This window comes from Aquirufa originis, assembly GCF_042714495.1.
Classification (GTDB): Bacteria; Bacteroidota; Bacteroidia; order Cytophagales; family Spirosomataceae; genus Aquirufa; species Aquirufa originis.
In genome coordinates, this window is sequence record NZ_JBBKXY010000001.1 from 109293 (window position 1) to 124042 (window position 14750).

Consider the following 14750-nt stretch of genomic DNA (forward strand, 5'->3'; position numbering starts at 1 on the left):
TTACATGTAGGACGCGCTTTCAATTACCTGCGTTTTCCCGTTTTTCGTGATGGTGTAATTAAATCCTTTTTGGATGGCATAAGCGCCATATTCTCCTTTTTTATTGAGGGCCAAATACCCGATTTGGAATTCCTTGTATTTATAGCGTTTCACAATCCGCATCACAGCCTCTTCACACGCTTTTTGAGGGGACATGCCCTGTCTCATTAATTCGACAATCAAGAAGGATCCTAAGGTTTTCATTACAAATTCGCCTAATCCGGTCGCACACGCACCTCCTACCTCATCGTCACAAAAAACAGCTCCACCGATGATGGGTGAGTCGCCTACACGTCCATGCATTTTGAAAGCTAATCCGCTCGTTGTACAAGCGCCAGCAATTTCTCCTGCTTTTCCGATGCCCAATAAACCGATGGTGTCGTGTCTTTCAATATTAATGACGGGTTCGTACTTGGATTCTTTTTTCCACTCTTCCCAAGCCTTTTTAGAGGTTTCTGTTAACAGATTTTCCACTTTAAATCCTTGGTCTAAGGCGAATTTTAAAGCCCCAGCGCCTGATAACATAACGTGAGGTGTTTTTTCCATCACGGCTCTAGCGACAGAAATGGGGTGCATGATGCCCTCAAGAAAGGTAACAGATCCTGCATTTCCTACATGGTCCATGATGCAAGCATCCAAGGTCACATGGCCGTCGCGATCTGGATAGCCACCGTAACCTACAGATGTATCGTTCGGATCTGCTTCAGGAATGCGCGCACCGGCTTCAACACCATCGAGCGCTTTGCCCGTTTCCATCAATTTATTCCAACCCGCGATGGTCGCTTTTTCGTTTTTCCAAGTCGCAATGATGAGCGGTTCAGAGCTGGCCGCTTTTGCGGTGGCACCTAAGCTTGCGCCCAGCAGGGTGGAGGTTTGAAGGAAGGTACGTCTTTTCATATAGCTTTAAAGATAATTTATTTGGGTGTAATGCAACAATTTTGTAAAATTGTCTTTCTAAAATAGAAAAAATTCTTCGGATATTTCATTTATCTACCCCTATTTCATCAATGAAAATCATTAAATCTGCTTTTCCTTTGGTAATCGCCCTGTTTTTAACCTATGCGATGAACCAAAGCTGGGGAACTTTGCCTCCCCTCGGTAAATTATTTAGTCCTTTCCATGGCTTCTGGATGAATGCCGAAAGTCCAGAATCTGGAGAACCCACAGAAGAAACTTTGCAAATCGCTGGACTGCATCAACCCGTTCAAGTCGTATACGATGAAATGGGAGTGCCGCACGTTTTTGCACAGGATGACCACGATTTGTTTTTAGCGCAAGGTTATTTGACGGCCAAAGACCGTTTGTGGCAAATGGAATTTCAAACACACTTCGCAGGTGGTCGCATTTCTGAGATCGTAGGGGAAAAGGGGATCGCATCCGATCAGTTCCAACGTAGAATGGGTTCGGTCTATGGTGCGGAGAAATCCTTTGAAGGTATGAAGGAGGATGTAGCCTCTAAAACAGCTTTGGAAGCGTATTCTGCAGGGGTTAATGCCTACATTGGTTCTTTATCAGATCGTGAATTACCTTTGGAATACAAATTGTTAAACTACCGACCTGAACCCTGGACTCCAATTAAGAGCGCCTTGTTCTTAAAGAATATGTCCTTTGTCTTAGCCTCTGGAACGGACGATTTGAAGATGACGAACATTTTGCGCAAATACGGTCGTGAGGTAGCAGAAGATCTTTTTCCTAATTATCCTTTCCAAGAGAGTCCGATCATTCCCGTGGGATCACCAGTCGATTTCAAGCCTGTACCGATTCCTGCGGCACCCGCAGACTTCACGGGTTTAGGAAGTTCGATGTCTACTCCTGAAAAGGATCCGAATATTGGTTCTAATAACTGGGCCGTTTCTGGAAATAAAACCGTTTCGGGATTACCTATTTTAGCCAATGACCCGCACTTGACTTTGTCATTGCCATCGATTTGGTACCAAATGCAATTAGTCGCTCCAGGCGTCAACGTGTATGGTTCGACCATGCCCGGAACACCAAACGTCATCATTGGATTCAATAAAAATGTGGCTTGGGGTGTAACGAACGTAGGTTCTGACGTTTTGGACTGGTACCAAGTGAAGTTCAAAGACGCCTCGAAACAGGAATACTGGCACGATGGCAAATGGAAGAAAACGACCATGCGCATCGAAACCTTTAAGGTCAAAGGAAAGAAGGATATGGTCGATACGATCTTCTTCACACACCATGGTCCGGTCGTGTATTTATCACACGAAAAACCATTCCGTTCAAATATTCCGGTAGGCCACGCCTTGCGTTGGATCGCTCATGAGAAATCTCAAGAATTAACGACGTTTTACCAATTGAACCGCGCGAAAAATTACGAGGACTACAAGAAGGCTTTGACCTTCTATTCAGCTCCTGCACAAAATTTCGTGTTTGCTAGTAACGAAGGCGATATCGCTTTATGGGTGAACGGTAAGTTTCCGTTGAAGTCGAAATTGCAAGGAAAGTATTTATTAGATGGGACTAACGCGGCGGCTGATTGGCAAGGATTTATCCCTCAGGCCCACAATCCGCACGTAAAGAACCCGGTTCGTGGTTTCGTAAGTTCGGCGAATCAATTCTCAACAGATCCATCGTATCCCTATTATTTAGGCTGGCAATATGCGCCATCTGAGCGTGGTCGTCGCATTAACGAGCGACTAGCGGTGATGGAAAAAATCACGATGGATTCTTTACGCGGTCTCCAAAACGACAACTTCAACATCCGTGCCCGTGAATTATTGCCTTTGCTTTTTGCTCAGGTCAAATCACCGAACGCGGCTCAATCGAAAGCCATCGCTGCCTTGAAATCCTGGAATTTAGTGAATAGCCCAGAGTCTGTGGGAGCCACTATTTTTGAAAACTGGGTCTTGACTTTGCAGTCTTGTCTTTGGGATGATGAATTCGCAGCAGATGAAAAAGCACCGATGAATCGTCCATCGATGGATCGCACGATTCAATTAATCAAATCGGAGCCTAGTGCGCGCTGGTGGGATGACATTAAGACAAAGCCTAAGGAGTCGATGTCTGATATCGTCATGAAGTCATTGCAAGCGAATGTGGACACCTTGGTGAAACAACACGGACCTCAGGGGCCAGAGTGGGCTTGGTACAAGCACAAGCAAACAGGAGTTCGTCACTTGATCCCAGGGATGGATGCTTTATCTCGCCTGAATATCCCGATTGGTGGGGGAGGAACCATCGTGAATGCAACGACAACGAAGACGGGTCCATCATGGCGTTTAGTGGTGGAGCTTTCGAAAGAGGGCAAACCAAGGGCCTATGGCGTTTATCCAGGGGGGCAGTCAGGTAATCCTGGAAGTAGTCATTACGATGATTTGATTGATACCTGGGCCAAAGGGGAGCTGAAGCCACTCTTGTACCTAGAATCACCGGATCAAAAATCGAATCGTTTACGTAAGAAAATCACTTTATCGAAATAAGCTATGAGTAAGTTAATCTATAGTATCATTTTAGTCGTTATTGGTGCTTTGGTGGGTATTTACCTGCCTTGGTATGCGATGGGCGTGGCTTTTGGGCTAGTAGCCTTTGTGTTGAATATGCCGTTGAAATCGAGTTTTGTGACTGGATTTCTAGCTGGTTTTGTGTTATGGGTGGTTTCAGCCTTGTGGCTTGATTTACAGCACCCTAGTACGCTACCTAGTCGCATGGCTCAAGTTTTCCCCTTAAAAGGGAATGTGTTTGCTTTATTTGTACTTACTGGTGTGCTAGGAGGCTTATTTAGTGGCATTTGGACCTGGGCTGGAGCCAGATTAAGACAGAAATAATAAATTTTTAGGACAAACGATACAGACCTTGTATATTTGCCGACAATCCAATAAATAAATTTAAACACGTGAAAAATTTACCATACGCTTGGTTGGGCGTTTTAACCATCGCAATTGCCTTTTTATTTTACCAAAATTCAGATAGCGCGTCAGCAGGCTTAGGAGCTTCGACAGCTGATGGAAGAAGTATCGTATTCGTAAATTCCGATTCGTTATTAACGAATTACCAGTTTTACAAAGACGCTCAAAAAGAGTTTGAGAATAAAGGCTACCGCTTACAAGTTGATTTAGGTCAAAAAGAGCAATCACTTCAAGCAGAATTACAAGCGATTCAACAACGTGCTTCAGCCATGACGCAAGCGGAGTTGCAAGCAGCTGATATGATGTTGAAGAAGAAAGGCGCTCAATTGCAACAATATTCACAACAAAAGCAAGCAGAGTTAGGACAAGAGCAAGCGAAGAAAAACGAAGAGTTGTACAACAACATTCGTGATTATATCTCTAAGACAAACAAAGCAAACAAATATGAATTCGTTTTAGGTTATTCTAAAGTGGGTGGCGGAATTTTGTTCGCTGATCCTTCAGTAGACGTAACTAAGAAGATCATCGAAGGCTTGAACAAAGAGTACGCTGACACGAAAGGCGAAAAGAAAGAAGATAAATAATAGCTTGTAGCTACATTTAGCCACGCAGTGATTCGCTGTGTGGCTTTTTTTATTCCAATGGCAAAAGAGAAAATCCAAAAGACTGTTGAGATCAAGAACCGTAGGGCATCCTTTGAATATGCATTCATTGATACCTTCACGGCTGGCTTGGTATTGATGGGTACGGAGATTAAATCGATTCGCCAAGGGAAGGCCAATTTGACGGATGCTTATTGTGTCTTTTTTCAGGATGAACTCTTTGTTCGAAATATGCATATTTCTGCCTACGAAGAAGGAACCCATTATAACCATGAGCCACTGCGTGATCGCAAATTGTTGCTATCTAAACGTGAATTAGGTAAACTGCAAAAGGAATTGAAGAACGTGGGTTTGACGATTATTCCTACCCGTCTATTCATTTCTGACAAAGGCTATGCCAAATTAAACATCGCACTTTCGAAGGGTAAAAAGACCTTTGATAAACGAGATGACATTAAAGAAAAAGATGTGAAGCGTGACATGGACCGCTCTTTGTCCTAATTAAGCCTTATTTCGGATTTTCTTAACGATAGTCACCGCTGCCATGATCACAATGGCAAAGAGTACGAATCCTCCCAATCCATACATCCAGTCCAGCGTATTTTTAGCTACCACTAAGAAAACGACCGCGACTAAGAGAATCGTCGCAATTTCGTTATAAAGTCTTAGTTGTGTTCCCGAAAGGATGAAATTCCCTTTTCTGAATTGAAGAATCAGGTATCTACATACAAAATGGTAAACCGTGATGGCTACCACGAATCCTAATTTCAAATGCAACCAGCCTTGAGATCCAAAGCTGCTCAACCAAGCTACGTAAATCAAGGACAACCCCGTGATCCAAGTCAAGAACATCGCCGGAATCATAATCGCATTGAAAAGAATTTTTTCCATCTTCTCGAACTGCTTCGATAAGATGCCTTTCTCAGGTTCTCCCTTGCCTTGTGCTTCCGCGTGGTAGACTAATAATCGGGGAAGGTAGAATAAGCCAGCAAACCAGCTGACAACGAAGATGATGTGGATGGATTTTAAAACCGTATAGCTCATGTTAGGCTTGGTAACGCTTGAACAAACTATTGACTTTCATTTGGATTACGCCAAAAATCGCTTCCTTAAAAATATTCGCAGACATCTTACTCGTTCCTTTGGTCCGATCTGTAAAGATGATAGGCACTTCTACAAGTTTGAAGCCATATTTCCAGGTCGTAAATTTCATCTCCACTTGGAAGGCGTAACCGATGAATTTGATTTGGTCCAAAGGTAATGTCTCCAAGGTATTTCTGCGGTAGCAAACGAATCCTGCAGTTGCGTCTTGTACCTTCATTCCGGTGATAAAGCGAACATAAAATCCTGCAAAATAGGACATTAATACGCGGCTCATGGGCCAGTTGACCACATTCACGCCATTGATATAGCGAGAGCCGATGGACATGTCTCCATTTCCGGCCTCTTCCTCTGGCAAGTTTTCCTCTTTTAACTCTGCGGGCGTCGCGCAGGCCTTGAACAAGCGAATTAAATCATCCGGATTATGGGAGAAGTCTGCATCCATCTCAAAGATGAAGTCATAGCCTTTAGCTAGGGCGATTTTGAAGCCCTCGATATAAGCGGTGCCTAATCCTAATTTGCCTTTTCTCTCGAGCAGGTGAATGCGTCCTTCATTTGCTTGCTGAAGTCGTTTTACTTCCTGCGCAGTGCCGTCAGGAGAACCATCATCCACGATTAAGACATCGAAAACAGGATTTAAGCTCAAGACCTTCAAAAGGATGGCTTCGATGTTTTCAATCTCGTTATAGGTGGGGATAATGACTATCCGTCTGTTCATTTAGCTATTGTTAGGATGGCGAAAGCAGTCAATCGTATGATCGTTCACTAATCCAGCGGCCTGCATCAACGCATAACAAATGGTAGGGCCGACAAATCGGAATCCATTCTTCTTAAGAGATTTGCTCAATAGGACAGAAATTTCTGTGCTAGCGGGTAAGTCTCCGTGTTGGGCAAAGTGGTTTAGGATGGGCTCATGGCCCACAAACTCCCAAATATATTGGTTAAAGCTACCAAATTTTTCCTGAATTTTAATAAAAGCCTGTGCATTCGTTCGAACGGCGCTGATTTTTAGGCGGTTTCTAATGATTAGCTCATTTTGCATTTGGGCCATCGTTTGTTCTTCCGACCAGTTTGCTAAGACGTGGTAGTCGAATTGCGCGAAGGCTTCTCTGAAGGCTTCGCGTCGCTTCAAAATGGTGATCCACGAGAGGCCGGCTTGGAAGCCTTCTAGGATGAGGAGCTCAAAAAGCGCTTCATCGCGGTGTTCCGGATTACCCCATTCGAGGTCGTGGTAGGTTTGGTATAATTCATCTGAACCACACCAGCGGCAGCGTATTTTGTTATCCATCATTTGAGTTTCTTTTTACAAAATAGGAGAATATATTTCGAATCTTTGGCCCAACAAATTGATAAAATAGAAATTGAACTACCTTTGTGGTAGCGAAAGGTTCTGCGCCGCTTCGAACGGCGTTGATTAATAGGGAATTTGGTGAAAATCCGAAACTGTCCCCGCAACTGTAAATTTTCAAAAAGCTTTTCAATCTAGGGTCACTGGCGTCGCTGGGAAGGCCGAAAAGCAAGGGAAATGAGTCAGGAGACCTGCCTTTTACTATTCTTGACCTTGTTTTACGGAGGATGATCCGAGGTCGAGCGTTCGATTACCTTTTTATTTCACAGGCCTGAAAGGGCAAAAAAACATGTTAAAGCTAGTATTTTTAGCGAGTTGCTGCTTTGCAGCAGTCGCTAGTCCGGAGGGAATGAGTCCGGAGGTTTCATCCACCATTTACCATTCACCATTTAGCAGTGGACAGTGGACAGTGGGCAGTAGTCAGGAAAAAATCTCCTCTCTACAATCTACCATCTCTACTCTATACTCTCCTCTCTCTACTCTAAAAAGAGATTCCACGCTCGCGGACGTCACCATCTCCGCGCCCAAGTACCCAGAAAAACTGGCTCGCTCGGGGAAAGTGGTTTCGGTTATTTCTGCCGAAATGATCCAGGCCAATCAGGGGAAAAGTCTAGGTGAATTACTCCAGCAAAGTGTTGGTGTCGCAGTAGTAGGCGCGCGCAGCGCGCCGGGGACGAATCAAGAAATCTATGTGAGGGGTGCGAATACGGGCCACGTTCTGTTGTTGATGGACGGATTTCCACTGAATGACCCATCCCATATTTCGTCGGTGATGGATTGGAACTTGATTTCTTTGGCAAACATCGAACGCATTGAAATCCTGAAAGGAGGCCAATCTACGCTGTATGGCTCGGATGCTATGGTTGCGGTCATTAATTTAGTGACAAAGAAAAATGCGAAAGGATTGAATGTCGTACTTCAAGGTGGCGGCCTGGGGACTCATCAAGAACAAATTACTTGGTCGACTACGCAGGGGAATAACCAGATCCAAATACAGGCTCAAAATTATGCGACAGATGGTTTTTCTTCGGCCAAAATCGCCCAAGGAAAAGCGGAGGCCGACGGATTTAAGCAGCAAAGCTGGGGTTTAAAATGGGGCCGTGATATGGGTAAACTGGGCAATTTAGATTTTTCTTATGCGTCACAACTTTACCAAGGGAATTTAGATAATGGGCCCTTTGTAGATGATCGAGATTATACCTCGAAAGCGGTAAGTCATTCGTTTAGAGCGCAATACCAAGTGAATAATTGGACAGTTCGTGCCTTCCAGGATTTGATTCACCGGGAGTTTCGCAACGATTCTACAGACGTAGCAGCGAATGCGTGGTCGAAATTTAGTCTTTCGAGTTATGTAGGTTTAAATCAAGGATTGGAAGCTTTTGTGAAGATTCCAGTAAAGGAAAATGCCACTTTACTGATTGGTTCTGAATATAGACGCCAAAAAACAGAGCAAAGCGATTTTTCCATCAGTGACTATGGTCCTTACGTTTCACCTGATTTAGCAGAGAAACAAAAGACTCAGCAAATTGTGGGAACTTATGCGACCTGGCAGCAGAGTTGGGGTAAATTTGGTTACGAGGTGGGAGCGCGATGGAATGCGCAATCGACTTTTGGTAACTATTTTACGTATAACCTGAATCCGTATTGGGCTATTTCGCAGACGGCGAAGCTATTTGGGAATTATTATACGAGTTTCAAAACGCCTTCGATCTATCAATTAGCGTCTCCTTATGGTAACTTGGATTTGCAACCGGAGCAAGGTAAAACGATCGAATTCGGGGCAGAAAAGAAGATGAAATCGTGGAAGCTTCGCGTAGTTGCCTTTGAAAATCAAGTGAATCAGGGGATTGTTTTTCAGTCTATAGATGTGGAGCCTTTTGGCAAATACCAAAACATCTCCCAGCAGCATACCCGCGGAATAGAATTCGAGATCAGTTATCAAACTTCGAAATTTCAAGCGGATTTCAACTATACGTATTTGAAAGGGGAGATGACGGATCGCGATTCGACTTATTCGTCCTTGATTCGCCGCCCAACGAATGCCTGGAATCTGTATTTGCAGGCTAAGTTGACAAATAAGTGGTCAGTGGGATTATCCAATCAATTGGTAGGCCAAAGAACGGACTACTTCTACGACGAATCCACCTATTCCGTTCAACCGAATCCCATGTCAGCTTATGTGTGGACAGACATTTCGGTTCATTACCAACTCAATTCCAAATGGAAGATATCAGCCTTGTTAAAAAATGCGCTGAATCAAGAAATAATGGAGATTACGGGGTATAGTGGGCAACCGAGGAATTTACAGATTTCCCTGCTGGGAAATTTGTAGAGCATAGATTAGAGAGCATAGATTATAGATAAGATGGTTAGATTTTTATCTCTACTCTATACTCTATACTCTCTTATCTCTACTCTACTTTATGGCTTAAACTTCTCATACACATCCCTCCCCGTCACCGGGTCCTTCCCAAAAAGTTCAATGTAATTCACCGTAGTCATGAATTTTGAATCGTCCACACTGACGAAGACGCGCTTGAGGATTTGCATCTTTCCGTTGATAGGAAATAACGCGATAGGGTCACCGGTTGCATCTTGTTTGACCATAAATTTCCGTTTTCTGTAGGCCAAAAAATGTCCTTCATAGGTATTAGGTATTCCTGTTACTGCGCTAGTATATAAACCATAGGCCAATGTGCGCTGGATGGCTGTTAATTCCTCTTTTTGGCCCTTCTCTCCAAAACGATACCAATAGGTGTGTACCGGATCTTTGGCATTCAATTTGCCTCCCACCAAATTCGCATCATAGACTACAACGTTTGCGTTTGTGCTACGCTGGATGAAAAACAGACGATTAGGTGAGTCCGGTGGAGTAGGGAATCGTTCACCGCCTAGGCAATAAAAGGTAATAAAAAGTAGGAGTGACGCTAATTTCATTCGAGGTGATTTGAATCTGCAAATAACGAAAAAAATCGCAATGTCATTTACCTCCGTGTTTCTATGCTGCGTCAAATGCTTGTTTTTACCAAGTTTATGCGTATCTTTGTGGAGAATTAAGGAAAAGAAGAGGGGTTTTAATCCCTCTTTTTGTTTTCATAGCCCAGAAGGAAGATGGATTTAACGAGTAAACTGAAAGATTGGACATTGGAGTATATCGGCGAAGGCCCATTGCTTCTGGTGGATTTTTCTGTGTCTCAGGGTGCTAAAAGAACCTTAGTAACGATTCTCGTGGATACGCTCGAAGGCGTAACCATTGATCAATGTGCCTTAATGAGTCGTAAATTAGCTCACTTTATTGAAGAGGGTGTGCTGATTGAAGAAGCGTATAATTTAGAAGTGTCTTCTCCGGGTTTGGACTTTCCATTAAGCCAAGGGTGGCAATTTCAGAAGAACTTAGGCCGTAAGGTGAAGGTTTGGATGAAAAATAAAGACGCAGAAAACGTAGAGGGAACGTTGGTTTCTAATACAGATGAAGCGGTCGAAATCTTAACTGAGAAGACCGTTAAGCATAGAAAAATCGTTGCAAAAGAAGCCACTTGGTTTCCGTTAGCAGAGGTAGATAAAATAAAAGTACAAGTGTCATTTCAATAAACAAAGAAGAGATAGCAATGAACAGTGTTGAATTAATTTCGTCATTTTCAGACTTTGCTCGGGAGAAAAACATTGACAAACCGACGATGATCGCGGTTTTGGAAGAGGTTTTTCGTACGATGATTCGCAAGAAATTCGGGGCAGACGAAAATTTTAATGTCATTATCAATGCCGAAAGCGGCGACTTAGAGATGTGGCGTAGCCGCGAGATCGTAGACGATAACTCAGAAGATATTTGGGATTTCGACAAAATACCTTTGAGCGAAGCGAAGTTAATCGAGCCCGATTTCGAAATCGGTGAAGAGGTAGCTGAGCTAGTGAAATTAGAGGATTTCGGTCGTCGTGTTGTTCAAACCGCTCGTCAAACATTGATTCAAAAGATCAAGGATATTGAAAAAGAAGGTTTGTACGAAAAATACAAAGACTTAGTAGGTGAATTAGTGACTTCAGAGGTATACCAAATCTTAGGTCGCGAATTAATCTTATTGGATAGCGAAGACAATGAATTAGTGTTGCCTAAGACAGAGATGATTTCTAAAGATCGTTTCAAGAAAGGGGAGACAATCAAGGCTATCATTCACAAAGTGGAAATGGCAAATGGTACACCTCGTATCATTTTATCTCGTGTTTCTCCGGTATTCTTAGAGCGTTTATTCGAACAAGAAATTCCTGAGATCTACGATGGTACGATTACCATTCGTAAGATTGTTCGTGAACCAGGTGAGCGTGCGAAAGTGGCTGTTGAGTCATTTGATGACCGTATCGATCCAGTAGGAGCTTGCGTAGGTATGAAAGGTTCTCGTATTCACGGTATCGTTCGTGAATTACAAAACGAAAATATTGACGTGATTAACTTCACGGATAATTTAGAATTATTAGTAGCGCGTACGTTAAGCCCAGCGAAGTTGAATTCGATGGCGATTGACAAAGAGCGTCGTCGTATTTCCGTTTATTTAAATTCAGATCAGGTTTCTATGGCGATTGGTCGTGGAGGTCAAAACATCAAATTAGCAGGTAAATTAGTCGGTTACGAAATCGATGTATTCCGTGATGTACCTAAGGATGAGCTAGATGATGAGGATGTGGAATTAACAGAATTCTCTAACGAGATTGAGGCTTGGATTTTAGATGAGCTTCATAAAATCGGTTTAGATACAGCGAAACAAGTTTTGGCCTTATCTAAAGAAGAGTTAGAGCGTAGAACGGAATTAGAAGAAGGTACGATCGATGAGATCTTAGCGGTATTGCGTTCTGAGTTTGAGTAATTTATAGTAAATAAAAAGAATTTAGTTTTTTGTAATTTTTATGGCAGAAGAAAAAACAATGCGGTTGAGCCTTGTAGCAAAGCAAATAAACGTGGGAACGTCTACGATCCTACAGTTTCTCTCTGCGAAAGGTCACAAAATTGACAATAACCCCAACGCCAAACTGAACTTTGAGCAGTTGACTTTGTTAGCGAAGGAATATGGTGCAAACCATATTTTGGAATCCTCTGTAGAGGCTCCTAAGCCAGCTCCAGCACCAGAACCGGTCGTTGTTGCTGCACCTACACCAGCACCCGCTCCAGAGCCAGTGGTGGAAAAGCCAGCTCCTGTAGTGGAGGCTCCTAAAGCGCCAGAAGCACCAGCTCCTGTAGCCGAGGCTCCAGTCGAAGAGAAGCAGATGGGATTGAAGATTTTGGGTAAAATCGAATTGGATAAAAAAGGTAATCCAGTAGCTCCTAAGGCTGAAAAGGCTCCAGAGCCAACTCCTGCTCCGGCGCCTGCATCCACTCCGGCTCCAGCGCCTAGCCCAGAGCCAGTGGCTGAAAAGCCGGCTCCGACTCCTGCTCCAGCGCCAGTGGTGCCTGTAGCACCCGTGGCTCCCCCAGTTGCTGAGGTAGCAGATATTCAATTAATTGAGGCCAAAGGCGAGACCCTTAAAGGATTAACCGTTCTAGGTAAAATTGAATTGCCTGCCGCAGGTGATCGCGGAAATAACGCGAAACACAAGCGCAAGCGTATCATCAAGGAGGAGAAAAAACCAGCTCCATCTGTTCCTGGAACAGGCGGACGTCCGGGTGATAAAAAGGATTTCAATAAGAAACCAGCTCCAGGTGCTAAACCAGCACCGAAAGGAGAATTGTCAGATAAAGACATCCAAGAGCAAATCAAAGCCACGATGGCTCGCTTGCAAGGTGCGACGAATAAGCAAAGTTTCGGGGCTGATAAGCGCCGCGAGAAGCGTAAGGGTCGCGCAGAGGCAGAAGAGGCACGTATGATGGCGGAAGATGAGGAAGCAAAAGTATTGAAGGTGACGGAATTCATTTCTGCATCGGATTTAGCTTCCTTAATGGATACTTCTGTGAACGAGGTGATCTCGGCTTGTATGAGCTTAGGTATGTTCGTTTCGATTAACCAACGTTTGGATGCGGAAGCCATTACGGTGATCGCGGATGAATTTGGATTCGAGGTGAGCTTTGTTTCAGCAGAAGAGGAAATCGACGTTGTTGAGGTAGAAGTAGAGGATTCTCCAGAGGATTTAGTGCCGCGTGCGCCTATCGTTACGATTATGGGTCACGTCGATCACGGTAAAACCTCTTTACTAGATTATATTCGTAGGGCCAAAGTAGCCGCAGGTGAAGCAGGTGGTATCACCCAACACATTGGTGCTTATTCAGTAGAAACGAAATCAGGTAAGAAAGTTACTTTCTTAGATACACCTGGTCACGAAGCCTTTACGGCGATGCGTGCCCGTGGTGCGAAAGTAACCGATATCGTAATCATCGTTATCGCAGCGGACGACTCTGTGATGCCTCAAACAAAAGAGGCCATCAATCACTCCATGGTGGCAGGTGTTCCGATTGTTTTTGCTTTCTCGAAGATTGATAAAGACGGTGCAAACTCAGACAAAGTACGTGAGGAGTTAGCAGCCATGAATATGCTTGTAGAGGATTGGGGTGGTAAATACCAATGCCAAGAAATCTCGTCTAAATCTGGTCAAGGTATCGATGATTTATTAGAAAAAGTATTATTAGAAGCGGAGATGCTTGAATTAACGGCTAACCCTAAGAAGAAAGCGGTAGGTTCGGTTATTGAAGCAGAATTAGATAAAGGACGTGGTTATGTAACTACCTTGTTAGTTCAAGCAGGTACATTAAACGTGGGTGATATGATGTTAGCGGGTGATAATTACGGTCGTGTGAAAGCGATGTTTGACCACCACGGTAACAAAATTAAAAAAGCGGGTCCATCTACTCCAGTTCAGGTTTTAGGCTTAAACGGAGCGCCACAAGCGGGAGATAAATTACTTTGCTTAGAAAACGAGCGTGAGGCACGTGAGATTGCGAACAAGCGGGAGCAAATTCTACGGGAACAAACCTTACGTACCCGTAAGCACATCACATTAGAGGAGATTGGTCGTCGTAAGGCTATCGGTACTTTCCGTGAATTGAACGTGATCGTAAAAGGTGACGTGGATGGTTCCGTTGAGGCTCTTTCTGACTCCTTGATGAAGTTATCTACCGAAGAGGTTCAAGTGCGTATCATTCACAGAGGCGTAGGTCAGGTTTCTGAATCCGATGTGGCTTTAGCGTCTACTTCTGATGCAGTTATCATCGCGTTCCAAGTTCGTCCATCACAAAACGCTCGTCGTTTAGCTGACACGGAACAAATTGAAATCCGTAACTACTCGATCATCTACCAGGCGATCGATGAAATTAAGGCAGCGATGGAAGGTCTATTAGCTCCTTCATTCGAAGAGGTAATTACTTCGAACATCGAAATTCGTGATGTGTTTAAGATTACCAAAATCGGTACAGTAGCTGGTTGCTATGTATTAGACGGTACGGTGAAACGTGCACACAAGATTCGTGTTATTCGTGATTTCGTGGTGGTACACGACGGAGAAATCTCTGCCTTGAAGCGTTTCAAAGACGATGTGGCTGAAGTTAAATTCGGTTACGAGTGTGGTCTATCTGTCAAAAACTTCAACGATTTAGAAGTAGGCGATATGTTAGAGTGCTACGAAATGAAAGAAGTGAAAAGAACGCTGAAATAAGCTTTCAAATCAGAAAATGGCCTTCGGCATATTTTCTACGATTTGAAATCTCATTTCATTGTCTATCTGAAAATAATACAAAAAAGGGAGCAATTGCTCCCTTTTTTGTATTTATAACAATTGTAATATAACATTTCTGAATGTATCCCCGCAGGGGATTCC

The 14750-nt window shown here is 43.6% G+C and carries 13 protein-coding genes and 1 riboswitch; of the genes, 8 read left to right on the forward strand and 5 right to left on the reverse strand.

Annotated features, from left to right (window positions below; translation table 11 throughout):
* Positions 1–936, reverse strand: a complete 936-nt coding sequence (locus SKC35_RS00495; protein WP_269008944.1) for a N(4)-(beta-N-acetylglucosaminyl)-L-asparaginase — start codon at positions 934–936, stop codon at positions 1–3.
* Between the two features lie 110 nt (positions 937–1046).
* On the opposite strand from SKC35_RS00495, the gene SKC35_RS00500 reads away from it, so the two are divergent.
* The 4 genes from SKC35_RS00500 (at position 1047) to smpB (ending at position 5011) form a co-directional block, all read left to right on the forward strand.
* Positions 1047–3482, forward strand: a complete 2436-nt coding sequence (locus SKC35_RS00500; RefSeq protein WP_377977555.1) for a penicillin acylase family protein — start codon at positions 1047–1049, stop codon at positions 3480–3482.
* A 3-nt stretch (positions 3483–3485) separates the two neighbouring features.
* Complete coding sequence (locus tag SKC35_RS00505) at positions 3486–3827, forward strand: hypothetical protein (protein ID WP_377977556.1); 342 nt, start codon at positions 3486–3488, stop codon at positions 3825–3827.
* A gap of 68 nt (positions 3828–3895) precedes the next feature.
* The gene (locus SKC35_RS00510) at positions 3896–4492 is read left to right on the forward strand and encodes an OmpH/Skp family outer membrane protein (RefSeq protein ID WP_377977557.1); all 597 of its coding nucleotides are present in this window, start codon (positions 3896–3898) and stop codon (positions 4490–4492) included.
* Between the two features lie 57 nt (positions 4493–4549).
* The gene (smpB, locus tag SKC35_RS00515) at positions 4550–5011 is read left to right on the forward strand and encodes an SsrA-binding protein SmpB (RefSeq protein WP_377977558.1); all 462 of its coding nucleotides are present in this window, start codon (positions 4550–4552) and stop codon (positions 5009–5011) included.
* On the opposite strand, the gene SKC35_RS00520 is transcribed toward smpB, so the two are convergent.
* From SKC35_RS00520 to SKC35_RS00530, 3 genes are read right to left on the reverse strand one after another with little or no spacing between them, the layout of a single operon-like run.
* Positions 5012–5554: a CopD family protein gene (locus SKC35_RS00520; protein WP_377977559.1), complete on the reverse strand. Its 543-nt coding sequence runs from the start codon at positions 5552–5554 to the stop codon at positions 5012–5014.
* A gap of 1 nt (position 5555) precedes the next feature.
* A complete protein-coding gene (locus SKC35_RS00525) occupies positions 5556–6329 on the reverse strand; it encodes a polyprenol monophosphomannose synthase (protein WP_377977560.1) in 774 nt (257 codons plus the stop codon).
* A complete protein-coding gene (locus tag SKC35_RS00530; RefSeq protein ID WP_377977561.1) occupies positions 6330–6902 on the reverse strand; it encodes a DNA-3-methyladenine glycosylase I in 573 nt (190 codons plus the stop codon).
* Positions 6903–6979: 77 nt separating this feature from the next.
* Positions 6980–7172: riboswitch (cobalamin riboswitch) on the forward strand.
* Between the two features lie 76 nt (positions 7173–7248).
* Here SKC35_RS00530 and SKC35_RS00535 point away from each other — a divergent pair.
* Entirely contained in the window at positions 7249–9291 is a 2043-nt protein-coding gene (locus SKC35_RS00535) for a TonB-dependent receptor plug domain-containing protein (RefSeq protein WP_377977562.1), read from the forward strand.
* A gap of 89 nt (positions 9292–9380) precedes the next feature.
* Here the strand turns inward: SKC35_RS00535 and SKC35_RS00540 are convergent, their stop codons facing one another.
* On the reverse strand, positions 9381–9896 hold the full coding sequence (locus SKC35_RS00540; RefSeq protein ID WP_377977563.1) for a DUF4833 domain-containing protein: 516 nt from the start codon (positions 9894–9896) through the stop codon (positions 9381–9383).
* Between the two features lie 174 nt (positions 9897–10070).
* Here SKC35_RS00540 and SKC35_RS00545 point away from each other — a divergent pair, with 174 nt between their 5' ends.
* The 3 genes from SKC35_RS00545 to infB are packed head-to-tail and all read left to right on the forward strand — an operon-like array spanning position 10071 to position 14588.
* Positions 10071–10550, forward strand: coding sequence for a ribosome maturation factor RimP (locus SKC35_RS00545; RefSeq protein ID WP_377977564.1), 480 nt, complete (start codon positions 10071–10073; stop codon positions 10548–10550).
* 17 nt (positions 10551–10567) lie between these two features.
* The gene (gene nusA / locus SKC35_RS00550; protein WP_377977565.1) at positions 10568–11815 is read left to right on the forward strand and encodes a transcription termination factor NusA; all 1248 of its coding nucleotides are present in this window, start codon (positions 10568–10570) and stop codon (positions 11813–11815) included.
* A 58-nt stretch (positions 11816–11873) separates the two neighbouring features.
* Complete coding sequence (gene infB / locus SKC35_RS00555; RefSeq protein WP_377977566.1) at positions 11874–14588, forward strand: translation initiation factor IF-2; 2715 nt, start codon at positions 11874–11876, stop codon at positions 14586–14588.
* Positions 14589–14750 lie beyond the last annotated feature (162 nt).

Coding starts and splice junctions, on each gene's coding strand:
- SKC35_RS00540 (WP_377977563.1), bottom strand. CDS start 9,896: ATGAAATTAGCGTCACTCCTACTTTTTATTACCTTTTATTGCCTAGGC.
- SKC35_RS00530 (WP_377977561.1), bottom strand. CDS start 6,902: ATGATGGATAACAAAATACGCTGCCGCTGGTGTGGTTCAGATGAATTA.
- SKC35_RS00495 (WP_269008944.1), bottom strand. CDS start 936: ATGAAAAGACGTACCTTCCTTCAAACCTCCACCCTGCTGGGCGCAAGC.
- SKC35_RS00505 (WP_377977556.1), top strand. CDS start 3,486: ATGAGTAAGTTAATCTATAGTATCATTTTAGTCGTTATTGGTGCTTTG.
- SKC35_RS00535 (WP_377977562.1), top strand. CDS start 7,249: ATGTTAAAGCTAGTATTTTTAGCGAGTTGCTGCTTTGCAGCAGTCGCT.
- nusA (WP_377977565.1), top strand. CDS start 10,568: ATGAACAGTGTTGAATTAATTTCGTCATTTTCAGACTTTGCTCGGGAG.
- infB (WP_377977566.1), top strand. CDS start 11,874: ATGCGGTTGAGCCTTGTAGCAAAGCAAATAAACGTGGGAACGTCTACG.
- SKC35_RS00520 (WP_377977559.1), bottom strand. CDS start 5,554: ATGAGCTATACGGTTTTAAAATCCATCCACATCATCTTCGTTGTCAGC.
- SKC35_RS00545 (WP_377977564.1), top strand. CDS start 10,071: ATGGATTTAACGAGTAAACTGAAAGATTGGACATTGGAGTATATCGGC.
- SKC35_RS00525 (WP_377977560.1), bottom strand. CDS start 6,329: ATGAACAGACGGATAGTCATTATCCCCACCTATAACGAGATTGAAAAC.
- SKC35_RS00500 (WP_377977555.1), top strand. CDS start 1,047: ATGAAAATCATTAAATCTGCTTTTCCTTTGGTAATCGCCCTGTTTTTA.
- smpB (WP_377977558.1), top strand. CDS start 4,550: ATGGCAAAAGAGAAAATCCAAAAGACTGTTGAGATCAAGAACCGTAGG.